Source organism: Caulobacter radicis (assembly GCF_003094615.1).
Classification (GTDB): domain Bacteria; phylum Pseudomonadota; class Alphaproteobacteria; order Caulobacterales; family Caulobacteraceae; genus Caulobacter; species Caulobacter radicis.
Window position 1 is genome coordinate 181256 of record NZ_QDKO01000015.1, and the last position, 19702, is coordinate 200957.

Genomic DNA, 19702 nt, shown 5'->3' on the forward strand with positions numbered 1-19702 from the left:
CGGGCTGTAGGGTCCAAGGGTTAACCCGCTACCACCGTCGCGCCATCGAACGGCGTTGTATTTGCGCCGGCCGGCTAAGCTTCTGGCTACGCGGGGAAATTCGGCGGGTGCGACCGTTTGTCACCCGCCCGCGCCCACCGCTACCTCTCGGCGATCAGACCGTGCATCACCCCGTCCAGCGTGACCTGCATCAGCTCCTCGGCCGGCGCCCAGCTGCGGCTGGGCTTGGTGATGACCAGCGAGACGATGCCGTGGCAGGCCGCCCACAGCACCTGGGCGGCGCTCTCGGCGGTGCCGGTCTTCAACCTGCCAGCGGCGGCGATCTCGCGGATCGGGCCGCTGAACTCGTCGAAGCAGCGGTCGCCGAGATCCGACACCGCCTGCTGCTTCTCCACCGAGATCGCCTCGTTCGAGCCGCAGAACACCAGCTGGTAGGTGTTGGGATTGTCGAAAGCGAAGCGCATGTAGGCGTCGAGCATGCGCCGCACCTTCTCGACCGCGTCGATCGGCTCCTGCGACAGGGCGACGTTGATCGAGAGCAGCTTCTCGATGGCCTCCTTGCCGATCTCCAGCAGAATCTGGTCCTTGTCGCGGAAGTGCATGTAGAGCGCGGTCGAGGACACGCCCACGGCGTCGGCGATCTTGCGGATCGTCGCGCCGGCGTAGCCCTCGGCGATGAAAATCTTCTCGGCGGCGGCCAGGATCTCGCCCCGGCGCATGTGGCCGTCGCCCTTGGGCTTGCGGGCGGACCTGGGCGGCTTCTTCAACGCGACGGTCACGATACGGTACTTCCTCCCTCTTCCCCGACCTGACACTAAACGGGAATCACCCAGACCCGACAAGCGGAACACCGTTTTACGTAGAACGCGCATTTTTCCATTTGACACTTTATAGTTGAGTTAATCGAGTCGCTCTCGCCGATAAGGCCAAGCTGAGGGGGCGACATGGCGCGCGAGGAACGACGGCTGCACGTCGATGGGCTGGACCATGCCGTCCTGCTCGATCCGCCGCTCGTCGCACCGCTTCCGATGGCCGACGGCGCGCACAGGCGGCTGGACGCGGCCCAGACCGTCACGCTGGCGGCGGCCGGCCTTGGGTTGGGAGTCGCGATGGCGTCCGCGCCCGGCCCGACGCTCGAAGTCCTGCAGTGGACGGGCCTTGTGCTCTTCGCGCTGCTGGCGACGCTGCGGCTGGTCGCGGCTCTCACGCCTCGCCGCGCGGTCGCGGCCCCGCCCCTCCCCGATCACGCCCTGCCCGCCTACACGGTGCTGGCGCCGCTCTACAAGGAAGCCTCAGTCGCCGCCGAGCTGGTCGCCAGCCTCGACCGCCTGGACTATCCGCGCGACCGCCTGCAGGCCCTGATCGTGCTGGAGGCCGACGACGTCGAGACCATCGCGGCTTTTCACGCCCTCGACCTGCCCGCCTTCATCCAGGTGCTGATCGTGCCGCCAGGCGGGCCCAAGACCAAACCCAGGGCCTGCAATCACGCCCTGGAGCGGGCCCGCGGCGAGATCCTGGTCATCTACGACGCCGAGGACGCGCCCGATCCGGGCCAATTGCGCGAGGCCGCCGCCCGCTTCGCCGCCGGGCCGACGGCCCAGGCCTGCCTGCAGGCGCCGCTGAGGATCGAGATCCCCGCCATCTCGGGCCTGCTGCCCCGCCAGTTCCAGCAGGAGTACGCCGCCCACTTCGAGGTGTTGCTGCCGGCCCTGGCCCGCTGGCGACTGGCCTTCCCACTGGGCGGCACCAGCAATCACTTCAAGACCGCGCCCCTGCGCGCCATTGGCGGGTGGGACGCCTTCAACGTGACCGAGGACGCCGACGTCGGCTTTCGGCTGGCGGCGGCCGGCTACGGGCTCGACGTCATCGACCGGCCGACGCTGGAGACCGCCCCGACCACCTGGAAGGCCTGGCGGCCGCAACGGGCGCGCTGGATCAAGGGGCACCTGGCGACCCTGCTTGTGCACCTGCGCGGTCCCGCCGCCCGGCGGCCGCGCGTGGCCCTGGCGCTGTTCCTGACCTTCTTCCTGTCGCTCGTCTCCACGCACCTGCATGCGCCGATCTTCGCCGGCGTCGTCCTGATGATCCTGCTGGACCTGGCGGTGGATGGACAGGCCGTGATCGACGGGCCGGGCCTGGTTCTTTTCGGCTACGCGTGGATGGGGTCGGCCATCGCCGCCGTGGTCGGAAGACGGCGCGCGGGCGGGTCGGCCAAGCCGCTGGACCTGCTGGGCCTGCCGCTGATCTGGCTGTTGCAGGGATGGGCCGGATGCCATGCGCTGTGGCAGTTCGTGCGCCGCCCGCACCACTGGGACAAGACCCCGCATGCGCCTCGGGCTGGACGACGCTTGGCCTGAGCGCGTATGGCGAGGCCATGCACCCGACCATCGCCGCCTCTCCCCTCGTCATGCGCACCACCGGCTGGGCCGACTACGCCCTGCTCGACAGCGGGCGCGGCAAGAAGCTTGAGCGCTACGGCCGCTACACCGTCGTCCGCCCCGAGCCGCAATGCTTCTGGGAGCCTCGCCTGCCGGCCAGCGCCTGGGACGAGGCCGACGCCGTGTTCGACCCGTCCGACGAGGACGAGGCCGGCCGCTGGCGCTTCCGCGGCAAGCCGATCGAGAAGTTCGACCTGGCCTGGGGCGAGGCGAAGTTCCACGGCCAGTTCACGCCGTTCCGCCACCTTGCGTTCTTCCCCGAGCAGGCCGCCAACTGGGCCTGGCAGGACGAGCGCGTGCGCGCCTTCGCCAAGGCACGCGGCCACCAGCCCAAGATCCTGAACCTGTTCGGCTACACGGGCGTCGCCAGCCTGGTCTGCGCCGCCGCCGGGGCCCACGTCACCCACGTCGACGCTTCCAAGAAGTCGGTCGGTTTCGCGCGCGAGAACGCCGCCTTCGCCGGCCTGGCCGACAAGCCGATCCGCTGGATCGTCGAGGACGCCCGCCGCTTCGTCGCCCGCGAAGTGCGGCGCGGCAACGTCTATGACGGCATCATCCTGGACCCGCCCAAGTTCGGCCGCGGCCCCGACGGCGAGGTCTGGCGCCTGTTCGAGGACCTGCCGGCCCTGGCCGCCGACTGCGCGGCGCTGCTGGCCGAAGACGCCGACTTCCTGCTGATGAACGCCTATGCGGCCCGCGTCTCGGGCGCGGCCATGTCGGGCCTGCTGGCCCAGGCGCTGGACGGACGCGCCGGCGTCATCGACTGGGGCGAACTGTCCCTCGTGGAAGACAAGGGCGACCGCCAGATCGGCCTGTCGTTCTTCGCCCGCTGGTCGTCGGAGGCCTGAGACAGACATGAGCGTCAAGACCGTCACCTCCCTGACCAACGCCACGGTGAAAGCCGTCCGCGCCCTGCACATGCGCAAGGAGCGCGAGGACAGCGGCCTGTTCCTGGCCGAGGGCCTGAAGATCGTCATCGAGGCGATCGACTGCGGCCACGCGCCCAAGATCCTGATGTACGGCCCCGACGCGGCCGACCATCCAATGCTGCAGAAGGCCGCCAAGGCCTGCGCCGCGGCCGGCGGCGAGGTCATCGAGGTCAATCGCGAGATCCTGGAAAAGGTCTCGCGCCGCGACAATCCCCAAGCCGTGGTCGGCGTGTTCCGCCAGGTCTACACGCCGCTGTCGGCCATCGTGCCGCAAAGCGCCGACTGCTGGGTGGCTCTCCAAGCCGTTCGCGATCCGGGCAACCTGGGCACCATCATCCGCACGGCCGACGCGGCCGGCGCCGGCGGGGTGATCCTGGTCGGCGACTGCGTGGATCCCTATTCGGTGGAAGGCGTGCGCGCGACCATGGGCTCGGTCTTCGCCGTGAAGATCGCCAAGGCCAGCGTGCAGGAGTTCCTGGCCTGGCGCGAGGAATGGCCCGGCAGCGTGGTCGGCACCCTGCTGACCGCCACCGTCGACCACAAGAGCGCCGACTACGTGAAGCCGTCGCTGATCCTGATGGGCAACGAGCAGCAGGGCCTGCCGCCCGAACTGGCCGCCGCCTGCGACGTCAACGTCAAGATCCCCATGCGCGGCCGCGCCGACAGCCTGAACCTGTCGGTGGCCACGGGGATCATGATCTACACGGTGACGGGCTAGGAAACCTCCCCCTCTGGGGGAGGCGGCCGAAGGCCGGTGGGGGGGGACGTTTTCCGCTTTCGAGGCGTTGCTCGTCCTCCCCCCTCCGATCGCCGCGCGATCTCCTCCCCCACGGGGGAGGTTCCTCCAGGTGCGGCCACGTCCGCGCATCATGCGCCTGCGCCCTCCCCCTTGCGCGACAACGCGCCGCACACCATTTCGCAGCCTCGCCGCGGGAACGCACAGGCCACCTTCGCCGCTCTCCCAAACGTGAAGCCGATTTCGATGGCGCCCCTGTGCTAAAGCGGCGCAGTCGGGCGGCGGCCTCTTCCAAAGCCGCCGCTTTTCCATATCTAATTCATGAAGGCGGGTGATTTGCTTCCCGCCGGGAGAAAGCGGTCGATGGCCGAGCGAAAGCAAGGCGGACAGAATAACGGCGCGGGCTCTTCGGTCGTCACGGAAGTGAAACCGAAGACGCAGAAGCCCTCGCTTTATCGCGTACTGATCCTGAACGACGACTACACCCCCATGGAGTTCGTCGTTTACGTGCTCGAACGGTTCTTCAACAAGTCGCGCGAAGACGCGACACGGATCATGTTGCACGTTCACCAGAACGGCGTCGGGGTCTGCGGCGTATTCACTTACGAAGTCGCAGAGACCAAGGTCGCTCAAGTGATCGACTCAGCCCGCAGACATCAGCACCCGCTGCAGTGCACCATGGAAAAGGATTGAGGAGCCTCCCCTTGCCCTCTTTTTCGCGTCCTCTCGAAGAATCCCTGCATCGCGCCGTCGCGTACGCCAATCAGCGAAAGCATGAGTACGCGACCCTCGAGCACCTGCTGTTGTCGCTTACCGACGATGACGACGCCGCCGGCGTGATGCGCGCCTGCGACGTCGACCTGACCGCCCTGAAGAAGAGCCTGGTCAACTATCTCGACGTCGAACTGTCGTCCCTGGTGGTCGACGACGAGGAAGACGCCAAGCCCACGGCGGGCTTCCAGCGCGTGATCCAACGCGCCGTGATCCACGTCCAGTCGTCCGGCCGCGAGGAAGTGACCGGCGCCAACGTCCTGGTCGCCATCTTCTCCGAACGCGAGAGCCACGCCGCCTACTTCCTGCAGGAGCAGGACATGACGCGGTACGACGCGGTGAACTTCATCGCCCACGGCATCGCCAAGAAGGCCGGCGCTTCCGAACCCAAGGCCGCCAAGGGCGCGACCGCGGTCGAGGAAGACCAGGAAAAGCCCAACACCAAGACCGGCGGCGAGGCCCTCGAGGCCTACTGCGTCGACCTCAACGAAAAGGCCCGCCAGGGCAAGGTCGACCCGCTGATCGGCCGCGCGAACGAAGTGGAACGCGCGATCCAGATCCTGTGCCGCCGCACTAAGAACAACCCGCTGCTCGTCGGCGATCCCGGCGTCGGCAAGACCGCCATCGCCGAAGGCCTGGCGCGCAAGATCATCACCCACCAGGTCCCCGAAGTCCTGGCGGAAGCCACCATCTACTCGCTCGACATGGGCGCGCTGCTGGCCGGCACCCGCTATCGCGGCGACTTCGAGGAACGCGTCAAGCAGGTGGTCAAGGAACTCGAGAGCCACCCGAACGCGGTGCTGTTCATCGACGAGATCCACACCGTCATCGGCGCCGGCGCGACCAGCGGCGGGGCAATGGACGCGTCCAACCTGCTCAAGCCCGCCCTGGCCTCGGGCACCCTGCGCTGCATGGGCTCGACCACCTACAAGGAGTTCCGCCAGCACTTCGAGAAGGACCGGGCGCTCGTCCGTCGCTTCCAGAAGATCGACGTGAACGAGCCGACGGTGGAAGACACCATCAAGATCCTCAAGGGCCTGAAGACCTACTACGAGGACTTCCACAAGCTGAAGTACACCGCCGAGGCCCTGAAGGTCGCGGTGGAGCTGTCGGCCAAGTACATCACCGACCGCAAGCTGCCCGACAAGGCGATCGACGTGATCGACGAGGCGGGCGCGGGCCAGATGCTGCTGCCGGAAAGCCGTCGCAAGAAGACCATCGGCGTCAAGGAGATCGAGGCGGTCGTCGCCAAGATCGCCCGTATCCCGCCGAAGTCGGTCAGCAAGTCGGACACCGAGGCCCTCAAGGAACTCGAGACCGACCTGAAGCGCGCGGTGTTCGGCCAGGACGAAGCCCTGACCCAGCTGTCGGCCGCCATGAAGCTGGCCCGCGCCGGCCTGCGCGAACCGAACAAGCCGATCGGCTCGTATCTGTTCAGCGGTCCGACGGGCGTGGGCAAGACCGAAGCGGCCAAGCAACTGGCCTTGACGCTCGGCATCGAGATGCTGCGCTTCGACATGTCGGAATACATGGAACGCCATACCGTGAGCCGCCTGATCGGCGCCCCTCCCGGCTATGTCGGCTTCGACCAGGGCGGTCAGCTGACCGACGCGGTCGACCAGCACCCGCACGCCGTCGTCCTGCTCGACGAGATCGAGAAGGCGCACGGGGATGTCTACAACATCCTGCTGCAGGTGATGGACAACGGCACCCTGACCGACAGCAACGGCAAGAAGGTCGACTTCCGCAACGTGGTCCTGATCATGACCACCAACGCGGGCGCTTCTGACGCCCAGCGGCAGTCGATCGGCTTCGGCCGCTCCAAGGTCGAAGGCGAGGAAGAGGCCGCCCTCAAGCGCCTGTTCACGCCGGAGTTCCGCAACCGCCTGGACGCGACGGTGGCCTTCAAGCCGCTGACGCCTGAGATCATCCGTCAGGTCGTCCAGAAGTTCGTCATGCAGTTGGAGGCGCAACTCGCCGACCGCAACATCACGATCGAACTGGCCGACGACGCGGCCGACTGGCTGGCCAAGAACGGCTTCGACGAGCTCTACGGCGCCCGTCCGCTGGCCCGGGTCATCCAGGAGCACATCAAGAAGCCGCTGGCCGACGACATCCTGTTCGGCCGCCTCGTCCGCGGGGGCCACGTCAAGGTGGTGCTCGAGAACGGCAAGATCGGCTTCGAGATCGAGAGCGCCGCCGAAGGCAAGTCCGGCAAGTCGGACGACGCCGAGGAGCCGGCCCTGGCCGAATGAGGCCAAGAGCCGCTTGAGACTGGAGAAGGCCCGGAGCGATCCGGGCCTTTTTTCTTGTCTAGCGCAGGTGGCGCGCGCCCAGCAGCGACAGCAGGCGGATCGCCCGCTCCTCGTCCAGACCCGCCGGCGTGAAATGCTCCAGCCCCACCTCCGACAGCGCCGAGGCGTCCTGCGCCTCCAGCCGCCGCTGGCCCATGTTCCAGTCGGTGAAGAAGCGGCGCTCGGCCGGGCCGTCGGCGATCAGCACGATCTCGTCGTGGCGAGGATCCGCGCCGATCCGTTCATAGGCCTGAGCGACCGTCTGGCCCGGCCCTTCAAGCACCTGCAGGAACCGCCCCTCCCCGGCCGCCAGGAAACCGGTGATGTCGTCGATGCGATTGTTCTGGATCGACTTGGCGACCACCGCCCGCAGCGTCTCGTCGATGGCCGCCGGATCGGTCGCCCGGCTGGCATAGACCAGGCGGTAGAGCCCTCGCCGGGCCAGGGTATCGGTCATTCGCTGTCCTTCGCCGGCCGTCGAAGCTGGGCCTTCTGTGGAAAGCCTCGAGGCCGGAAAGGTTCGCCCCGGCTCACGCGAAGGATGTAGACAAAACAAGAACAAACGAGTAGCGTGAGTTCATGAGCAACATCCCTTTCGACACCCTGAGCGCTTCAAAGCGCCTGCGTGAAGCGGGGATGGAGGCGCGCGCGGCCGAAGCTGTCGTGGAACTGGTGCAGCAGACGACGATGCTTCCCGACATTTCCGACCTCGCCACCCGCTCGGAGCTTCTGGCGACAAAGACTGAGCTCAAAAGCGAGATCGCCCTCACCGAGGCCCGCATCCGCGCCGATCTCAGTGAGAAGATTCGGCTCCAGGGCTGGGCGCTGCTGGGCGGCATGGCGGTGCTGGTGTCGATCTCGACCGCACTGATCAAGCTGCTGCCTTAGGGACCGCAGGCTCGGCTGTCGCGCCCTACGACCTCGGGTTCAGCCCAAGTTTATCAGTGTGAAAGCTCGTCCCGAACTCCTCCACCACTGCGACGCCGCAGTTGGGAGAGCCCACGCTCCGGCGCCGCCCGCCTCAGCCGCGCTCGCGGATCGCCTTCACTTCGCGCCAGATGCGGAACAGGTACTCCACCGTCGCGGCGGCGCCGACATAGCCGATCGTATAGCCGAGGCTGGTCAGGAACCCCGCGATCGTGGTCCCCATCGGCTGAGCGGCCGCCCCTTGCTGGAGCGCCGAGACGATGCCGATCGCCTGCATCACGTCGCCGCAAAGGCTGACGACGCCGGCGGCCGCGACGATGCGGGTCACCGGATGAAGGCGGCGAACAAGGGCGAAGGCATGATCGGCGGGAGCGTCCAGGGCGTCGGGCATCAAGCGTCTCCCAGCGCGTTCGCCGCGCGTAAATCTCGGTAGGTGCGGGCCAGGAACTCGACCCAGGCGGCCAGGCCAGCGTTGACCACGATCCCGCCAAGGCGCTGCAGCACCTCCCCCAGCGCCCGGCTGAGCCAGGACTGGACGAAGGCGCGCTCGTCACCCACGAAGACCGTCATCTGCGACGCCTCGCCGGCCGCATAGGCGACCCCCACGACGTGAACCGCCAGCACGGCCAGTTGCACGCCGGCAGACGCAATCAGCAGCCAGGTGATCGGATGAAGTTTCATGCAGCCCCCGCGTCCGTATGGCGAGGTTCGCCGGACGCGGCAACCTGAAGCTTCAGAGCGCCGCGCTGATCTTCGCGGCCAGCGCCTTCAGCTCCTCGATATCGGCCATGCCGCCGCCGTGCCGGCCCAGGGCCTCGCCCTCGTAGCGGGGGATGACGTGGAAGTGCAGGTGGAACACCGTCTGGCCGGCCGGGGCGCCGTTGAACTGGGTGACGACCACGCCGTCGGGCTTGAGAGCCTGCGTCACCGCCCGGGTCGCCTTCTGCACCGCGCCGATCAGCCGGCCCAGGGTCTTGGGCTCGGCCTCCAGCACGTTGCGCGCCTTGGAGGTCTTTGAGATCACCAGCAGGTGACCCTTCGACTGCGGAAAGGCGTCCATGAAGGCCAGGACCTCGTCATCCTCGAAAACCTTCACGCTCGGGATCTCGCCGCGAACGATCTTGGCGAAGATGTTGTCCGGGTCGTAGGTTCCGTGAAGGCTCATGGTCGTCTCCATTGCGTGGGACAGGCTCTAGCAAACCAGGGAAGGGGCGCAAGCGTGGGCAAGACCGAAGAGACCGGCCAGGGCCTGACCGAACGCCAGAAGAAATGGTTCGCCTCGGTGCAGGCCAGCCTCGAACGCGACACCGGCAAGACCCTGGAGCAGTGGGTCGAGATCGTTCGCAGCGACTGCAAGGAGACCAAGCCCAAGGCTCGGGTGGACTGGCTGAAGGCCAACCACGGCCTGGGCGTCAATCGCGCCGCCCACATCCTGGGCGCGGCCTTTCCGTCCGAGCTGGGCTGGGACGACGCGGACGGCCTGCGCGCGGCGCTGTGGACCGACCCGGCCTCCACCGCGATCCTGGCGGCGATCCAGACGGCGGTGGCCGACTTCCCGGGACTGGTCACCGGCCAGCGCAAGGCCTTCACCGCCTGGTCCAACAAGGTGCAGTTCGCGGCCGCACGCCCCATCAAGGGCGGAACGGTGTCGCTGGGCCTGGCCCTGACGCCCGACGCCTCCCCTCGCCTGTCAGAGCCGAAGAACGAGAGCTGGTCCGAGCGGCTGAAGGCCAAGCTGGCCCTCGCCTCCCCGGCCGAGGTCGACGACGAGGTGAAGGCCCTGCTGAAAGCGGCCTGGGACCGCTCCTGACGGGAACGGCGCCGGGCGCGGCCACGTTTTGACGGCGGGAGGACAAGACCATGTCCAAGGAAACCGATCTCACCGCCAAGTTCTGGAGAGCCCTCAAGACCGACCGCACCGTCATGCTGGGCCTGCGCGACGTCGAGGGCGGCCACAGCCAACCGATGACCGCCTTGATGGAAAGCGAGCAAGGCGGCCCGCTTTGGATCTTCACCTCCGCCGACTGCGACATGGTCGCCGCCCTCGACCGTGAGCGCGACGCGGTCATGCACTTTTCCTCGAAGGGTCACGACCTGTTCGCCGAGATCGACGGCCGCCTGCGGATCGACAATGACCGCCAGGCCATCGACGGCCTCTGGAGCCCGTTCGTGGCCGCCTGGTTCACCGGCAAGACCGACCCGACGCTTCGCCTGCTGCGCTTCGATCCCGAGCACGCCCGCATCTGGCGCAACGAAAGCAGCCTGTTCGCCGGCATGAAGCTGATGCTGGGCCACGACCCCAAGCGCGACTATCGCGACAAGGTGGCCGAGGTCAGCCTGCATTAGCCAGGGAAAGCGCCCCTAGCTCTCGTGCCGGAAGGGCGAATACTCCTCGGTGAGCATCGCCATGTCCTGCGTCACCGCCTCGCGCTCGCGCTCGAGATAGCGGGCGACGGGCTCGCGCAACGCCGGGTCGGCGATCCAGTGGGCCGAGTAGACGGCGCTGGGCAGGTAGCCGCGGGCGATCTTGTGCTGGCCCTGCGCGCCGGCCTCGACGCGCGGCAGGCCAAGCCGGATCGCGTGCTCGATGGCCTGGTAGTAGCAGAGCTCGAAATGCAGGAACGGCACGTCCTCGGTGCAGCCCCAGTGGCGGCCGTAGAGGCAGTCGCGTCCGAGCAGGTTCAGCGCCCCGGCGATCCAGGGCCCGCCGGGCCGCCGCGCCAGGATCAGCAGCACCTTGTCGGCCATCCGCTCGTGCAGCAGCGAGAAGAAGCGGCGGTTGAGGTACGGCCGGCCCCACTTGCGGCTGCCGGTGTCCATGTAGAAGCCGAAGAAAGCGTCCCAATGCTCGTGGGTCAGCTCGTCGCCGGTCAGGGCGACGATCTCGAGCCCGTCCTGGGCGTCGCGGCGCTCGCGGCGGATGGTCTTGCGGCGGTTGGACGACAGGGCCGCCAGGAAGTCGTCGAAGGTGGCGTAGCCGGCGTTTTCCCAGTGATACTGCTGGTCCTGCCGGCGCAGCAGGCCGCGATCGCCCATCCAGTCCCACTCGCCTTGCGTCGGAAAGGTCACGTGCAGCGACGAGGCGCCAATGCGCTCGCACAGGGTCAGCGCCCCGCCCAGCAGGGCCGAGCGCGCCTCGTCCGCATCGACGTCGGGCCGGACGATCAGGCGCGGACCAGTGACCGGCGAGAACGGCGCCGAGCACTGGAGCTTGGGATAGTAGGCGCCCCCTGCCCGCTCGTAAGCGTCGGCCCAGGCGTGGTCGAAGACGTATTCGCCCTGGCTGTGGTTCTTCAGATAGAGCGGCATCACCCCGGCGATGGCGCCGTCGGTGTCGGAGACGCTGACGTGATGCGGCGCCCAGCCGGTGCGGTCGGCCGCGCAGCCGCTCTCTTCGAGGATGTCGAGGAAGTCGAAGCTGACGAAGGGATCGCCGGAAACTCCGGCGCAGGCGTCCCATGCTTCCTTGCCGATATCGGCGATGCGGCGGTGGATACGCACCTCCGCCTTAAGCGAACTCACGCAGCGAAGCCCTCGAAGATCAGGTTGTCGCAATGGTCGGAAACGGCGTCCCACTGCTCGGGCGAGCGCACCGTCCAGGCGACGATCGGCATGCCCTTGGCGCGGAAGACGTCGGCGCGGGGGCTCGGCAGCATGTCCAGGCCCAGAGCGAGGAAGTCGGGCCGGGCGATCTCGACCTGCTCCAGCGCGGCCAGCGACTTGCGCAGCTCCGGCGCCAGCTTGCGGGCGTTCTCGTCGTTCCAGCCGTAGGAATCCAGGCCCCGCAGCACTTGCGGATTGTGATCGGCGAACCAGGCGTGGGAATATGGGTTGAAGCCGATCACGGCGATCGGACCATTGTGGTCGATCAGGATCTCCGAGACCTTCTTCTCCAGCTCGCCGACCTCGCCGAACGGGGTCTTGAGCTCGATCTGGACCATGGCGCGGTGACCGATCACCGCCAGAGCGTCGGCCAGGGTCGGAATGGTCTCGTCCGTGCCCGACAGCTTCATCGCGCCGAGCTCGGCGGCGGTGTGGTCGCGCAGCCGCCCCTCCACGCCCGTCAGGCGCTCCAGGCGATCGTCGTGGAAGACCACCGCCTGGCCGTCGGCCGTCAGCTGGACGTCCAGCTCGATGGAATAGCCTTTCGCGCAGGCGGCCTGGAAGGCGGCCAGCGAGTTCTCGGGCGCGCCGTCCCGCGTCCACAGCCCCCGGTGCGCGATCGGCGGATCGAAGAGGCGCTCCCACGCCTCGCCGAACACCTCGGTCCCGGGCCGCGGACGCGCGCGCATCAGAAGACCTCCACCACCGCGTCGACCTCGACGGCGAAGCCCAGCGGCAGCTTGTAGACGCCGACGGCCGAGCGGGCGTGGCGGCCGGCGTCGCCGAACACCTCGACCATCAGGTCCGAGCAGCCGTTGATGACCTTGGGGATGTCGATGAAGTCGGGGCCGGCCTGCACGAAGCCGCCCAGCTTGACCACCCGGGCTACCTTGTCGAGGTCGCCGACCGCGGCCTTGATCTGGGCCAGCAGGTTGACGCCGCACAGCCGGGCGGCCTTCTGGGCGGTCTCCAGGTCGACGTCGACGCCGACCGTGCCCTTGATGCCGCCGGCCGGATCGATCGAGATCTGGCCCGAGATGTGGACGAGGTTGCCCGAGCGCACGAACGGCACGTAGTTGGCCACCGGGGCCACCGGCTGCGGCAGCGTGATCCCCAGGCCCGCCAGACGCTCTTCCACCTTCGACATTCAAACGCTCCCTTACCGAGAGCGCATGCTTAGCAAGGGCGGGCCTTCGCACAAGAAAAAAGGCCCGGACCGCGAGGTCCGGGCCAAGGCGCACAAGAAAAAAGGCCCGGACCGCGAGGTCCGAGCCTGAAGGCTGGGTAGACTTGTGAAACGGCCCGTAAGCAGGGCCGTTCCAAATCTCGACTTAGCGAGCGGCCTGGAACTTCTCGACCGTGGCGGTGACGCGCTCGTTCAGCGGCTTCACCGAGTCCTTGATCGAGGCCGAGACGATCTCCGAGGCCTTGCTCAGCTGGGCGATGTAGGCTTCCAGCGCCGACTTGGCCCAGGCGGTCTGCAGTTCGACGGCTTCCTGCACGCTCTTGGCGCCGGCCAGGGCCTTGGCCGCGGCGACTTGATCCTCGGCGGCCTTCTTCGAGTAGGCGAAGGCTTCGGCGCCCAGGGCTTCAGCGCCCTTCGTGGCGGCCGTCACCGAGGCGACGACGGCTTCGAGGTTCTTCTTGGAATGGGTGTTGGCTTCGGCCAGGGCGGCCAGCGACTTCTCGACACCATCCTTGAACGCTTGGTTGCTGGCGGTGGAGTATTGCTCGACGGTGCTCTTCAGGGTCTCGGTGACGGCCATGGGGAGGGCTCCTGGGCGGGTCATGGTGGGACGACGCGACCTTGTTAGGGTTTTCGGCCGCGATCCCGCGCCATGCGTTGGGACGACATGGTTTTCTCATGTTGCAGTGCAGCAGTCAAACGATTTTGTGCAGCGCACCATAACCCTAGGTGAAGCTGCTCCGTGCCCTGAGCGCATGACGAGCGAAGCGTTGCCGCAACGCCCAAGTTTTATCTTAATGTGCGGCGAAATCGCTCACCAGTTGTTTACTTTGGCGTAAGGCGACAACGCGCATGCTAGCTCTCACGCGTGTGGCGGTGCGGAACCGCTCAGTTCAAATGACGGACGTTTGTCGCATGTTCGCCAAGCTTAACTCCGCCCGTCGTCTCCTCGTCGCCGCCGGCCTCGCCGCGGCTACGCTGGTTGGCGTCGCTGCTCCCACCGTCGCTTCGGCCCAGATCCCGTACCTGCAGCTGAACGCCGCCGAACCCAAGTACGCGGCCATCGTGATCGACGCCAACTCGGGCGAGGTCCTTTACGACAAACGGGCCGACAGCCCCCGCTATCCGGCCTCGGTCACCAAGGTGATGACGCTGTACCTCACCTTCGAGGCGCTCAGCGAAGGCCGCCTGAAGCTGACCGACCGCGTGCCGATCTCGCCGCGCGCCGCCGCCCAGGCCCCGACCAAGATGGGCCTGCGGCCGGGCGACAGCCTCAGCGTCGACGAGGCGATTCGCGCCATGGCCGTGAAGTCGGCCAACGACATCGCCACCGCCATGGCCGAGAAGCTGGGCGGCAGCGAAAGCCGCTTCGCCGCCCTGATGACCCTGCGGGGCCAGGAGCTGGGCATGCGCAACACCCGCTTCGTCAACGCCTCGGGCCTGCCCGACAGCCGCCAGATCAGCACTGCCCGCGACCTGGCCATCCTGTCGCGCGCCACGATGCGCGACTTCCCGCAGTATTATTCCTACTTCAGCCTCAAGGGCTTCGAGTTCCGCGGCGGCTATGTCCGCGGCCACAACCGCCTGCTGTCGAGCATGGAAGGCTTCGACGGCCTGAAGACCGGCTACACCAATGCGTCGGGCTACAACCTCGCCGGCTCGGCCGTGCGCGACGGCCGCCGCCTGATCGCCGTGGTCCTGGGCGGCTCGTCGACCGCCTGGCGCGACAACAACATGGAAGACCTGCTGACCACCGGCTTCGACGTGATGCGCCGCCGCTCGCACGGCGAGCGCACCAGCATCGCCGCCAACCTGTACGAGGACGATCCGACCGGCCCGATCATGCGCCCCTCGTCGGAAGAGGGCGACGGCGACCAGGCCGGCCTGAAGATCGTGCTGACCGACAATCCCAAGCCCGCCCCGGTGAAGGTCTCGCCCACCCTCAAGGCCGCCAAGGACGCCGCCAAGCCGGCCCCGAAGAAGGCCAAGGGCGAATGGAGCGTCCAGGTCGGCGCCTTCCAGTCCAAGAGCCTGGCCAACAAGCAGCTGGGCATCGTCCGCGATCGCTTCGCCAAGGCCGTGGTCGACGCCGAGGGCGCCGTGGTCAGCGCCGCCGGCGGCGCCTTCCGCGCCCAGTTCCAGGGCATGACCGCCGACGCCGCCCGCGCGGCCTGCTCGGCGATCACCGCCAAGCGCCAGCCCTGCATGGTCATCGCCCCGCGCTGATCCTGGGCAGAGCCAGAAACAGGAAAGCCGGCGACCTCGCGGTGGCCGGCTTTTTCTTTGGCCGTGCGTGGCCCTCGTCCTTCGACAGGCTCAGGATGAGGACCATGGCAGGCACGCAGATCAGCGCGCCTTCAGATCATCGGCGCTGCAAAAACCTAATCCTGAGCTTGTCGAAGGACGAGGTTTTCACCGCCCTTTCAGCAGCCGGTCCCGCGCCGCGTTGAGCTGCGCCGCCAGACCCGCCGTGCCGCCCTTGTCGGGATGGGCCAAACGGATCAGGCGGGCATAGGCGGCCTGGATCTCGTCGGGGCCGGCCTTGGCGTCGACGCCGAGGATCGAGCGGGCCTCGCTGGCCGACAGCTGGGCCTTGCCGGGCTCGGCGACCTTGCGGACCACCGGCCGCTGGCGGGCCGAGGTGGCGCACCACAGCCCCAACACGCACAGCGCCAGGGTCGCCGGCCATTGGCTGCGCACGCCGGCATAGGCCGCCGCGGCGAAAGCAGCGGCCGAGGCCACGCCGGCGCCGACGCGCCAGCCCTCGCCGACCAGCAGCGGTTTACGCTTGCCCCACAGCAGCCAGGCGACGACCACCGCGCCGAGGATCAGATAGAACAGCATGCGCGGACTCAGGCGCCGCCCCAGCGGGTTACTGGGCGGCGAGCAGAGTTTCGCCCGAGAAGGCGGCCAGGCCAAGCGAATGCATCAGCGCCCGCAGCTCCTGGCGAGCGGCCAGGTGCTGCAACGACACCGGCACCGGGCGCACCTGGGTCGACAGGTCGGCGATGGTCAGGCCGAACGGGAACAGCTCGCGATAGATCACGCGGTCGCGCAGGCCGGGGCCCATGCGGAAGCCCACGCGCTTGGCCAGGGCCGTCAGGCGGTCTTCCAGGCGCTTGCGGTTACGGGCCTCGGTGGTGGCCAGGCGGTTTCGCAGCACCACCCAGTCCAGCGGCTGGCGCTGGCCGGCCATGGCGCGGGCCTTGCGAGCCTCCCACACCGTCTGAGAATAGAGGCTGGGCTTCTGCAGCTCCATGGTCACCGGGTCGACGTGGCCCAGCATGTCGAAGTCGACGAAGCTGTCGTTCATCGGCGTGACGATCAGGTCGGCCAGGCCGTGGGCCATGCGCGTGATCTGGGTGTCGCCCCCGGGGGTGTCGATCAGCACGAAGTCGGCGACCTCGCGCGCGGCCAGGAAGGCCTTCTCGAACGCGGCCACCTGCTCGGCCTCGGACGACGCCGCCAAAGCGATGTCGTCGTCGCTGAGGCGGAAGGTCTGCGGCATCGGCAGCTTGACGTCGTTGCCGGCCAGCCAGGCCGCGCGGTTCTCGCAGAACCGCATGCTGGTGCACTGGCGCAGGTCCAGGTCCATGATCGCGACCCGGGCGCCGCCGTACAGCAGCGACGTCATCAGGTGCATAGCGATGGTGGACTTGCCGGCCCCGCCCTTTTCGTTGCCGACGACGATCACGCGCGTTTCGGCCATAGGCTTCTTCCTTCGTTCCGCCCGACTCGGGCGAATCTAACCAAAATCTTAACGCGCATGAAACGCCCTGCGCGCTCCTAGCGTCAATCTTATGGCGCCCTGCGTCCACAGAACTCGGTGTCGCAGGTGGACCCGATGTCCCATATCGGCCATAAGCCGCGCGTCCGAACGCTCGTTTTTGCGTCGCAGCAGAGTTCCCTCCGACATGACCCGTATCGTCCGCACCGTCGCCGAATTGCGTGAGCAGGTCCGCGCCTGGAAAGCCGCCGGCGAGCAGGTGGGCCTGATCCCGACCATGGGCGCGCTGCATGACGGCCACCTGTCGCTGGTCCGCCTGGCCCAGACCCGGGTGAAGCGCACCGTGGCCAGCGTCTTCGTCAACCCCAAGCAGTTCGCCCCACACGAGGACTTCGACGCCTATCCGCGCGGCGAAACCCGCGACGCCCAGCTGCTGGAAAGCGCCGGCTGCGACCTGCTGTTCGCCCCCAGCGCCGCCGAGATGTACCCCCAGGGCTTCTCGACCACGATCAACCTGACGGGCGTCTCCGAACCGCTGGAAGGCGCGGCCCGCCCGCAGTTCTTCGGCGGCGTGGCCACCGTGGTCACCAAGCTGCTGATCCAGGCCGAGCCGGACATCGCCGTCTTCGGCGAGAAGGACTACCAGCAGCTCCAGGTCATCCGCCGCGTGACCCGCGACCTTGATTTGCCCGTCGAGATCGTCGGCGCTCCGACCGCCCGGGCCGAGGATGGCCTCGCCCTCTCATCGCGCAACGCCTACCTGTCGACCGAGGAACGCGCCGCCGCCGTGGCCCTGCCCGACGCCATGAAGGCCGCCATCGCCGCCGTGCAGGCCGGCGAGCGCGTCGAGACGGCCGAGGCCGCGGGCAAGGCCGCGCTCGAAGCCGCCGGCTTCAGGCAGGTGGACTATTTCGATTTCCGCGACGCCGACGACCTGTCGCGCCTGGGCCCCGACGCCCTGCCCTCTGGCGCAAAGCCGCGCCTGCTGGCGGCCGCCTGGCTGGGCAAGACCCGGCTGATCGACAACATGGGCGCGTGAAATGGCGGTGCCTGAAGGCGCCCCTAGGCTTTCGCCACCAGCGCGATGCCGACGGCGATCATCATCGCCAGGAACAGCAGACCCATGCCGAGCGCCATATAGGCCAGTCGCATCTTCGCTCTCCCTGAAGAAGGTCGAGCGAGGATCGTCTCACGCCTCGGTTGATGATCCGCTAAGCGATCACCAGGCGCCCAGCTCCCGGAGTTGGCGAGCCAACTCCGGCGGCATCTCGGCGGCCTCGCCCTCGGTCAGGTCGGGCGGCGCGTCCTCGGGCTTGAGATAGCGCCAGCCCTGGAAAGCCCGGCGCGGCTGGGGCGCCACCCGGACGATGGCCGGATCCACCGTCACCTCGCAGCGCGCGTTCTGCCCCTCGCCCACCGTGTCGATCGCCAGGATGGCCTGGCGGCACAGCACCTGACCCTTGAAGACCCGGTAGAGCGAGCCGCCGTCGAGGATCTCGTCGATCCGCTTGGGGGTCATGCGGGTGTGCATCACCCAAGGATGACCTTCCTTGTGCCAGGCGACGAGGTCGTCGATCGTGTCGCAGCCGACAACCAGCTTGATCATGTGCAGAGCCATGGAGCCGATTTAGCGCGCTGCGACGGCCGCGCAAGCGCTCGCCTCCGGCATCTATGTGACAACGCTATCATTTAACATCTAGGTCCGGTTCCAGACCGATGATATCGGAGCATCAAGGGAAGAGACGGCGACCGTCGAAGGACGGCGCGATTTCGGGGGGAATGGGACCATGACGGCGGCTGAGCTCAGCGTTGTCTTCTTTTTACAGATGTTCGTGATCATCGCCGTCAGTCGCCTCGTCGGCTGGCTCGCGAAGAAGTATCTGGGCCAGCCCCAGGTGGTGGGCGAGATGATCGCCGGCGTGATCCTGGGCCCGTCGCTGTTCGGCCTGCTGGCGCCCGACATCCAGCACATGCTGTTCCCCAAGGACTCCAAGAGCGTGCTCTATGTCGGCGCCCAGATGGGCGTGGGCCTCTACATGTTCCTGGTCGGCCTCGGCTTCCAGGCCGACCACTTCAAGAGCAACGCCAAGAGCGCGGCGGCCGTATCGCTGTCGGGCATGGCCGCGCCGTTCCTGGTGGCCGTGGCCATCGCGCCGTGGCTGCTGAGCCTTGGCCTGTTCGGCAAGGGCATCGACACCTTCCAGGCCACCCTCTTCATGGGCGCGGCGATCTCGATTACCGCCTTCCCGATGCTGGCCCGCATCATCCACGAGCGCGGCCTCTCGAAGACCCCGCTCGGCACGCTTTCGCTGTCGGCCGGCGCCATCGACGACGCCGGCGCCTGGACGGTGCTGGCCATCGTGCTGGCCACCTTCGGCGGCGGACCGGCCGTGGCCATCAAGGCCATCGTCGGCGGCGCGGTTTTCGTCGCCTTCATGATCACCCTGGGCCCCAGGCTCCTGGCCCCGCTGGGCCGCTGGGCCGAGCGCGAAGGCAAGGTCACGCCCAACATCCTGGGCGTGGTGGTCATGCTGTTCATGCTCAGCGCCTGGGCGATGGACGCGGTGGGCATCCACGCGGTGTTCGGCGGCTTCATCCTGGGCACGGTGCTGCCGCGCGGCGTGCTGAGCCGCGAGGTCAAGAAGCAGCTGGAGCCGTTCGCGGTCGTCCTGCTGCTGCCGATGTTCTTCACCTTCTCGGGCCTGCACACCCAGCTGACCATGGTCAACAGCGTCAGCCTGGTCGCCGTGACTCTGGTGATCCTGGCCGGTTCGATCCTGGCCAAGGGCGGCGCCTGCTGGGCCGCCGCGCGCCTCACCGGCCAGGACAACGCCACGGCCTGCGGCATCGGCGCCCTGATGAACGCCCGCGGCCTGATGGAGCTGATCATCATCAACATCGGCCTGCAGAAGGGCATCATCGGCGCGGCGCTGTTCTCGATGCTGGTGCTGATGGCGATCATCACCACCCTGATGGCCTCGCCGCTGTTCGAGATCCTCTACGGCAAGGCGGCGCGGGCCCGGGGCGAACTGGGCGCGCTCGACGAGAGCGAGGACGACGACAGCGAACTGGCGAGGCTGCCGGCATAAGC

At 67.8% G+C, this 19702-nt stretch carries 23 protein-coding genes; 11 read left to right on the plus strand and 12 right to left on the minus strand.

Going from position 1 to position 19702, the window contains the following annotated elements:
• Nucleotides 1–140: 140 nt before the first annotated feature.
• Nucleotides 141–779, minus strand: coding sequence for a TetR/AcrR family transcriptional regulator (locus tag DDF62_RS09550; RefSeq protein ID WP_116488896.1), 639 nt, complete (start codon nucleotides 777–779; stop codon nucleotides 141–143).
• A gap of 165 nt (nucleotides 780–944) precedes the next feature.
• Here DDF62_RS09550 and DDF62_RS09555 point away from each other — a divergent pair, with 165 nt between their 5' ends.
• From DDF62_RS09555 to clpA, 5 genes are all read left to right on the plus strand, one after another.
• A complete protein-coding gene (locus tag DDF62_RS09555) occupies nucleotides 945–2357 on the plus strand; it encodes a glycosyltransferase (protein ID WP_116488897.1) in 1413 nt (470 codons plus the stop codon).
• Nucleotides 2358–2374: 17 nt separating this feature from the next.
• Nucleotides 2375–3286: an RsmD family RNA methyltransferase gene (locus DDF62_RS09560; RefSeq protein ID WP_116488898.1), complete on the plus strand. Its 912-nt coding sequence runs from the start codon at nucleotides 2375–2377 to the stop codon at nucleotides 3284–3286.
• A 7-nt stretch (nucleotides 3287–3293) separates the two neighbouring features.
• On the plus strand, nucleotides 3294–4085 hold the full coding sequence (locus tag DDF62_RS09565; protein WP_116488899.1) for a TrmH family RNA methyltransferase: 792 nt from the start codon (nucleotides 3294–3296) through the stop codon (nucleotides 4083–4085).
• Between the two features lie 381 nt (nucleotides 4086–4466).
• Nucleotides 4467–4796, plus strand: a complete 330-nt coding sequence (clpS, locus tag DDF62_RS09570) for an ATP-dependent Clp protease adapter ClpS (protein ID WP_101715544.1) — start codon at nucleotides 4467–4469, stop codon at nucleotides 4794–4796.
• Nucleotides 4797–4807: 11 nt separating this feature from the next.
• On the plus strand, nucleotides 4808–7129 hold the full coding sequence (gene clpA / locus DDF62_RS09575) for an ATP-dependent Clp protease ATP-binding subunit ClpA (RefSeq protein ID WP_116488900.1): 2322 nt from the start codon (nucleotides 4808–4810) through the stop codon (nucleotides 7127–7129).
• A 58-nt stretch (nucleotides 7130–7187) separates the two neighbouring features.
• Here clpA and DDF62_RS09580 read toward each other — a convergent pair whose 3' ends face one another.
• On the minus strand, nucleotides 7188–7625 hold the full coding sequence (locus DDF62_RS09580) for a BLUF domain-containing protein (protein WP_116488901.1): 438 nt from the start codon (nucleotides 7623–7625) through the stop codon (nucleotides 7188–7190).
• A 122-nt stretch (nucleotides 7626–7747) separates the two neighbouring features.
• Between DDF62_RS09580 and DDF62_RS09585 the strand changes: the two genes are divergently transcribed.
• The gene (locus DDF62_RS09585) at nucleotides 7748–8056 is read left to right on the plus strand and encodes a hypothetical protein (protein WP_116488902.1); all 309 of its coding nucleotides are present in this window, start codon (nucleotides 7748–7750) and stop codon (nucleotides 8054–8056) included.
• 133 nt (nucleotides 8057–8189) lie between these two features.
• Here DDF62_RS09585 and DDF62_RS09590 read toward each other — a convergent pair whose 3' ends face one another.
• The 3 genes from DDF62_RS09590 to DDF62_RS09600 are packed head-to-tail and all read right to left on the minus strand — an operon-like array spanning nucleotide 8190 to nucleotide 9260.
• The gene (locus DDF62_RS09590; RefSeq protein WP_116488903.1) at nucleotides 8190–8486 is read right to left on the minus strand and encodes a hypothetical protein; all 297 of its coding nucleotides are present in this window, start codon (nucleotides 8484–8486) and stop codon (nucleotides 8190–8192) included.
• Complete coding sequence (locus tag DDF62_RS09595) at nucleotides 8486–8776, minus strand: hypothetical protein (RefSeq protein WP_116488904.1); 291 nt, start codon at nucleotides 8774–8776, stop codon at nucleotides 8486–8488. The genes DDF62_RS09590 and DDF62_RS09595 overlap by 1 nt, the downstream gene beginning before the upstream one ends.
• A 52-nt stretch (nucleotides 8777–8828) precedes the next feature.
• A complete protein-coding gene (locus DDF62_RS09600) occupies nucleotides 8829–9260 on the minus strand; it encodes an HIT family protein (protein ID WP_116488905.1) in 432 nt (143 codons plus the stop codon).
• A 54-nt stretch (nucleotides 9261–9314) separates the two neighbouring features.
• Here DDF62_RS09600 and DDF62_RS09605 point away from each other — a divergent pair, with 54 nt between their 5' ends.
• Both DDF62_RS09605 and DDF62_RS09610 read left to right on the plus strand, forming a co-directional pair.
• On the plus strand, nucleotides 9315–9905 hold the full coding sequence (locus tag DDF62_RS09605; protein ID WP_116488906.1) for a DUF4287 domain-containing protein: 591 nt from the start codon (nucleotides 9315–9317) through the stop codon (nucleotides 9903–9905).
• 50 nt (nucleotides 9906–9955) lie between these two features.
• Nucleotides 9956–10441: a pyridoxamine 5'-phosphate oxidase family protein gene (locus tag DDF62_RS09610; RefSeq protein WP_116488907.1), complete on the plus strand. Its 486-nt coding sequence runs from the start codon at nucleotides 9956–9958 to the stop codon at nucleotides 10439–10441.
• A 15-nt stretch (nucleotides 10442–10456) separates the two neighbouring features.
• On the opposite strand, the gene DDF62_RS09615 is transcribed toward DDF62_RS09610, so the two are convergent.
• From DDF62_RS09615 to DDF62_RS09630, 4 genes are all read right to left on the minus strand, one after another.
• Complete coding sequence (locus tag DDF62_RS09615; protein ID WP_116488908.1) at nucleotides 10457–11617, minus strand: GNAT family N-acetyltransferase; 1161 nt, start codon at nucleotides 11615–11617, stop codon at nucleotides 10457–10459.
• Nucleotides 11614–12387, minus strand: coding sequence for a glycerophosphodiester phosphodiesterase (locus tag DDF62_RS09620; RefSeq protein ID WP_116488909.1), 774 nt, complete (start codon nucleotides 12385–12387; stop codon nucleotides 11614–11616). The genes DDF62_RS09615 and DDF62_RS09620 overlap by 4 nt, the downstream gene beginning before the upstream one ends.
• Nucleotides 12387–12845, minus strand: coding sequence for a RidA family protein (locus tag DDF62_RS09625; protein WP_058347593.1), 459 nt, complete (start codon nucleotides 12843–12845; stop codon nucleotides 12387–12389). Before DDF62_RS09625 ends, DDF62_RS09620 begins: the two co-directional genes overlap by 1 nt.
• Nucleotides 12846–13029: 184 nt before the next feature.
• Nucleotides 13030–13464, minus strand: a complete 435-nt coding sequence (locus tag DDF62_RS09630) for a phasin family protein (RefSeq protein ID WP_116488910.1) — start codon at nucleotides 13462–13464, stop codon at nucleotides 13030–13032.
• Nucleotides 13465–13799: 335 nt separating this feature from the next.
• Between DDF62_RS09630 and DDF62_RS09635 the strand changes: the two genes are divergently transcribed.
• Nucleotides 13800–15110: a D-alanyl-D-alanine carboxypeptidase family protein gene (locus DDF62_RS09635; RefSeq protein ID WP_116488911.1), complete on the plus strand. Its 1311-nt coding sequence runs from the start codon at nucleotides 13800–13802 to the stop codon at nucleotides 15108–15110.
• Nucleotides 15111–15296: 186 nt separating this feature from the next.
• Here DDF62_RS09635 and DDF62_RS09645 read toward each other — a convergent pair whose 3' ends face one another.
• Together DDF62_RS09645 and mipZ are read right to left on the minus strand one after the other, a co-directional pair.
• A complete protein-coding gene (locus tag DDF62_RS09645) occupies nucleotides 15297–15725 on the minus strand; it encodes a J domain-containing protein (protein WP_116488940.1) in 429 nt (142 codons plus the stop codon).
• Nucleotides 15726–15756: 31 nt separating this feature from the next.
• A complete protein-coding gene (gene mipZ, locus DDF62_RS09650; protein WP_116488913.1) occupies nucleotides 15757–16593 on the minus strand; it encodes a division plane-positioning ATPase MipZ in 837 nt (278 codons plus the stop codon).
• Nucleotides 16594–16798: 205 nt separating this feature from the next.
• On the opposite strand from mipZ, the gene panC reads away from it, so the two are divergent.
• Nucleotides 16799–17650 (plus strand): pantoate--beta-alanine ligase, encoded by an 852-nt coding sequence (gene panC, locus DDF62_RS09655; protein WP_116488914.1) that lies wholly within the window; start codon nucleotides 16799–16801, stop codon nucleotides 17648–17650.
• Nucleotides 17651–17830: 180 nt separating this feature from the next.
• Here the strand turns inward: panC and DDF62_RS09660 are convergent, their stop codons facing one another.
• Nucleotides 17831–18229, minus strand: a complete 399-nt coding sequence (locus DDF62_RS09660) for a DUF1489 family protein (protein ID WP_116488915.1) — start codon at nucleotides 18227–18229, stop codon at nucleotides 17831–17833.
• 169 nt (nucleotides 18230–18398) lie between these two features.
• Between DDF62_RS09660 and DDF62_RS09665 the strand changes: the two genes are divergently transcribed.
• Nucleotides 18399–19700, plus strand: a complete 1302-nt coding sequence (locus DDF62_RS09665) for a cation:proton antiporter (protein ID WP_116488916.1) — start codon at nucleotides 18399–18401, stop codon at nucleotides 19698–19700.
• Nucleotides 19701–19702 lie beyond the last annotated feature (2 nt).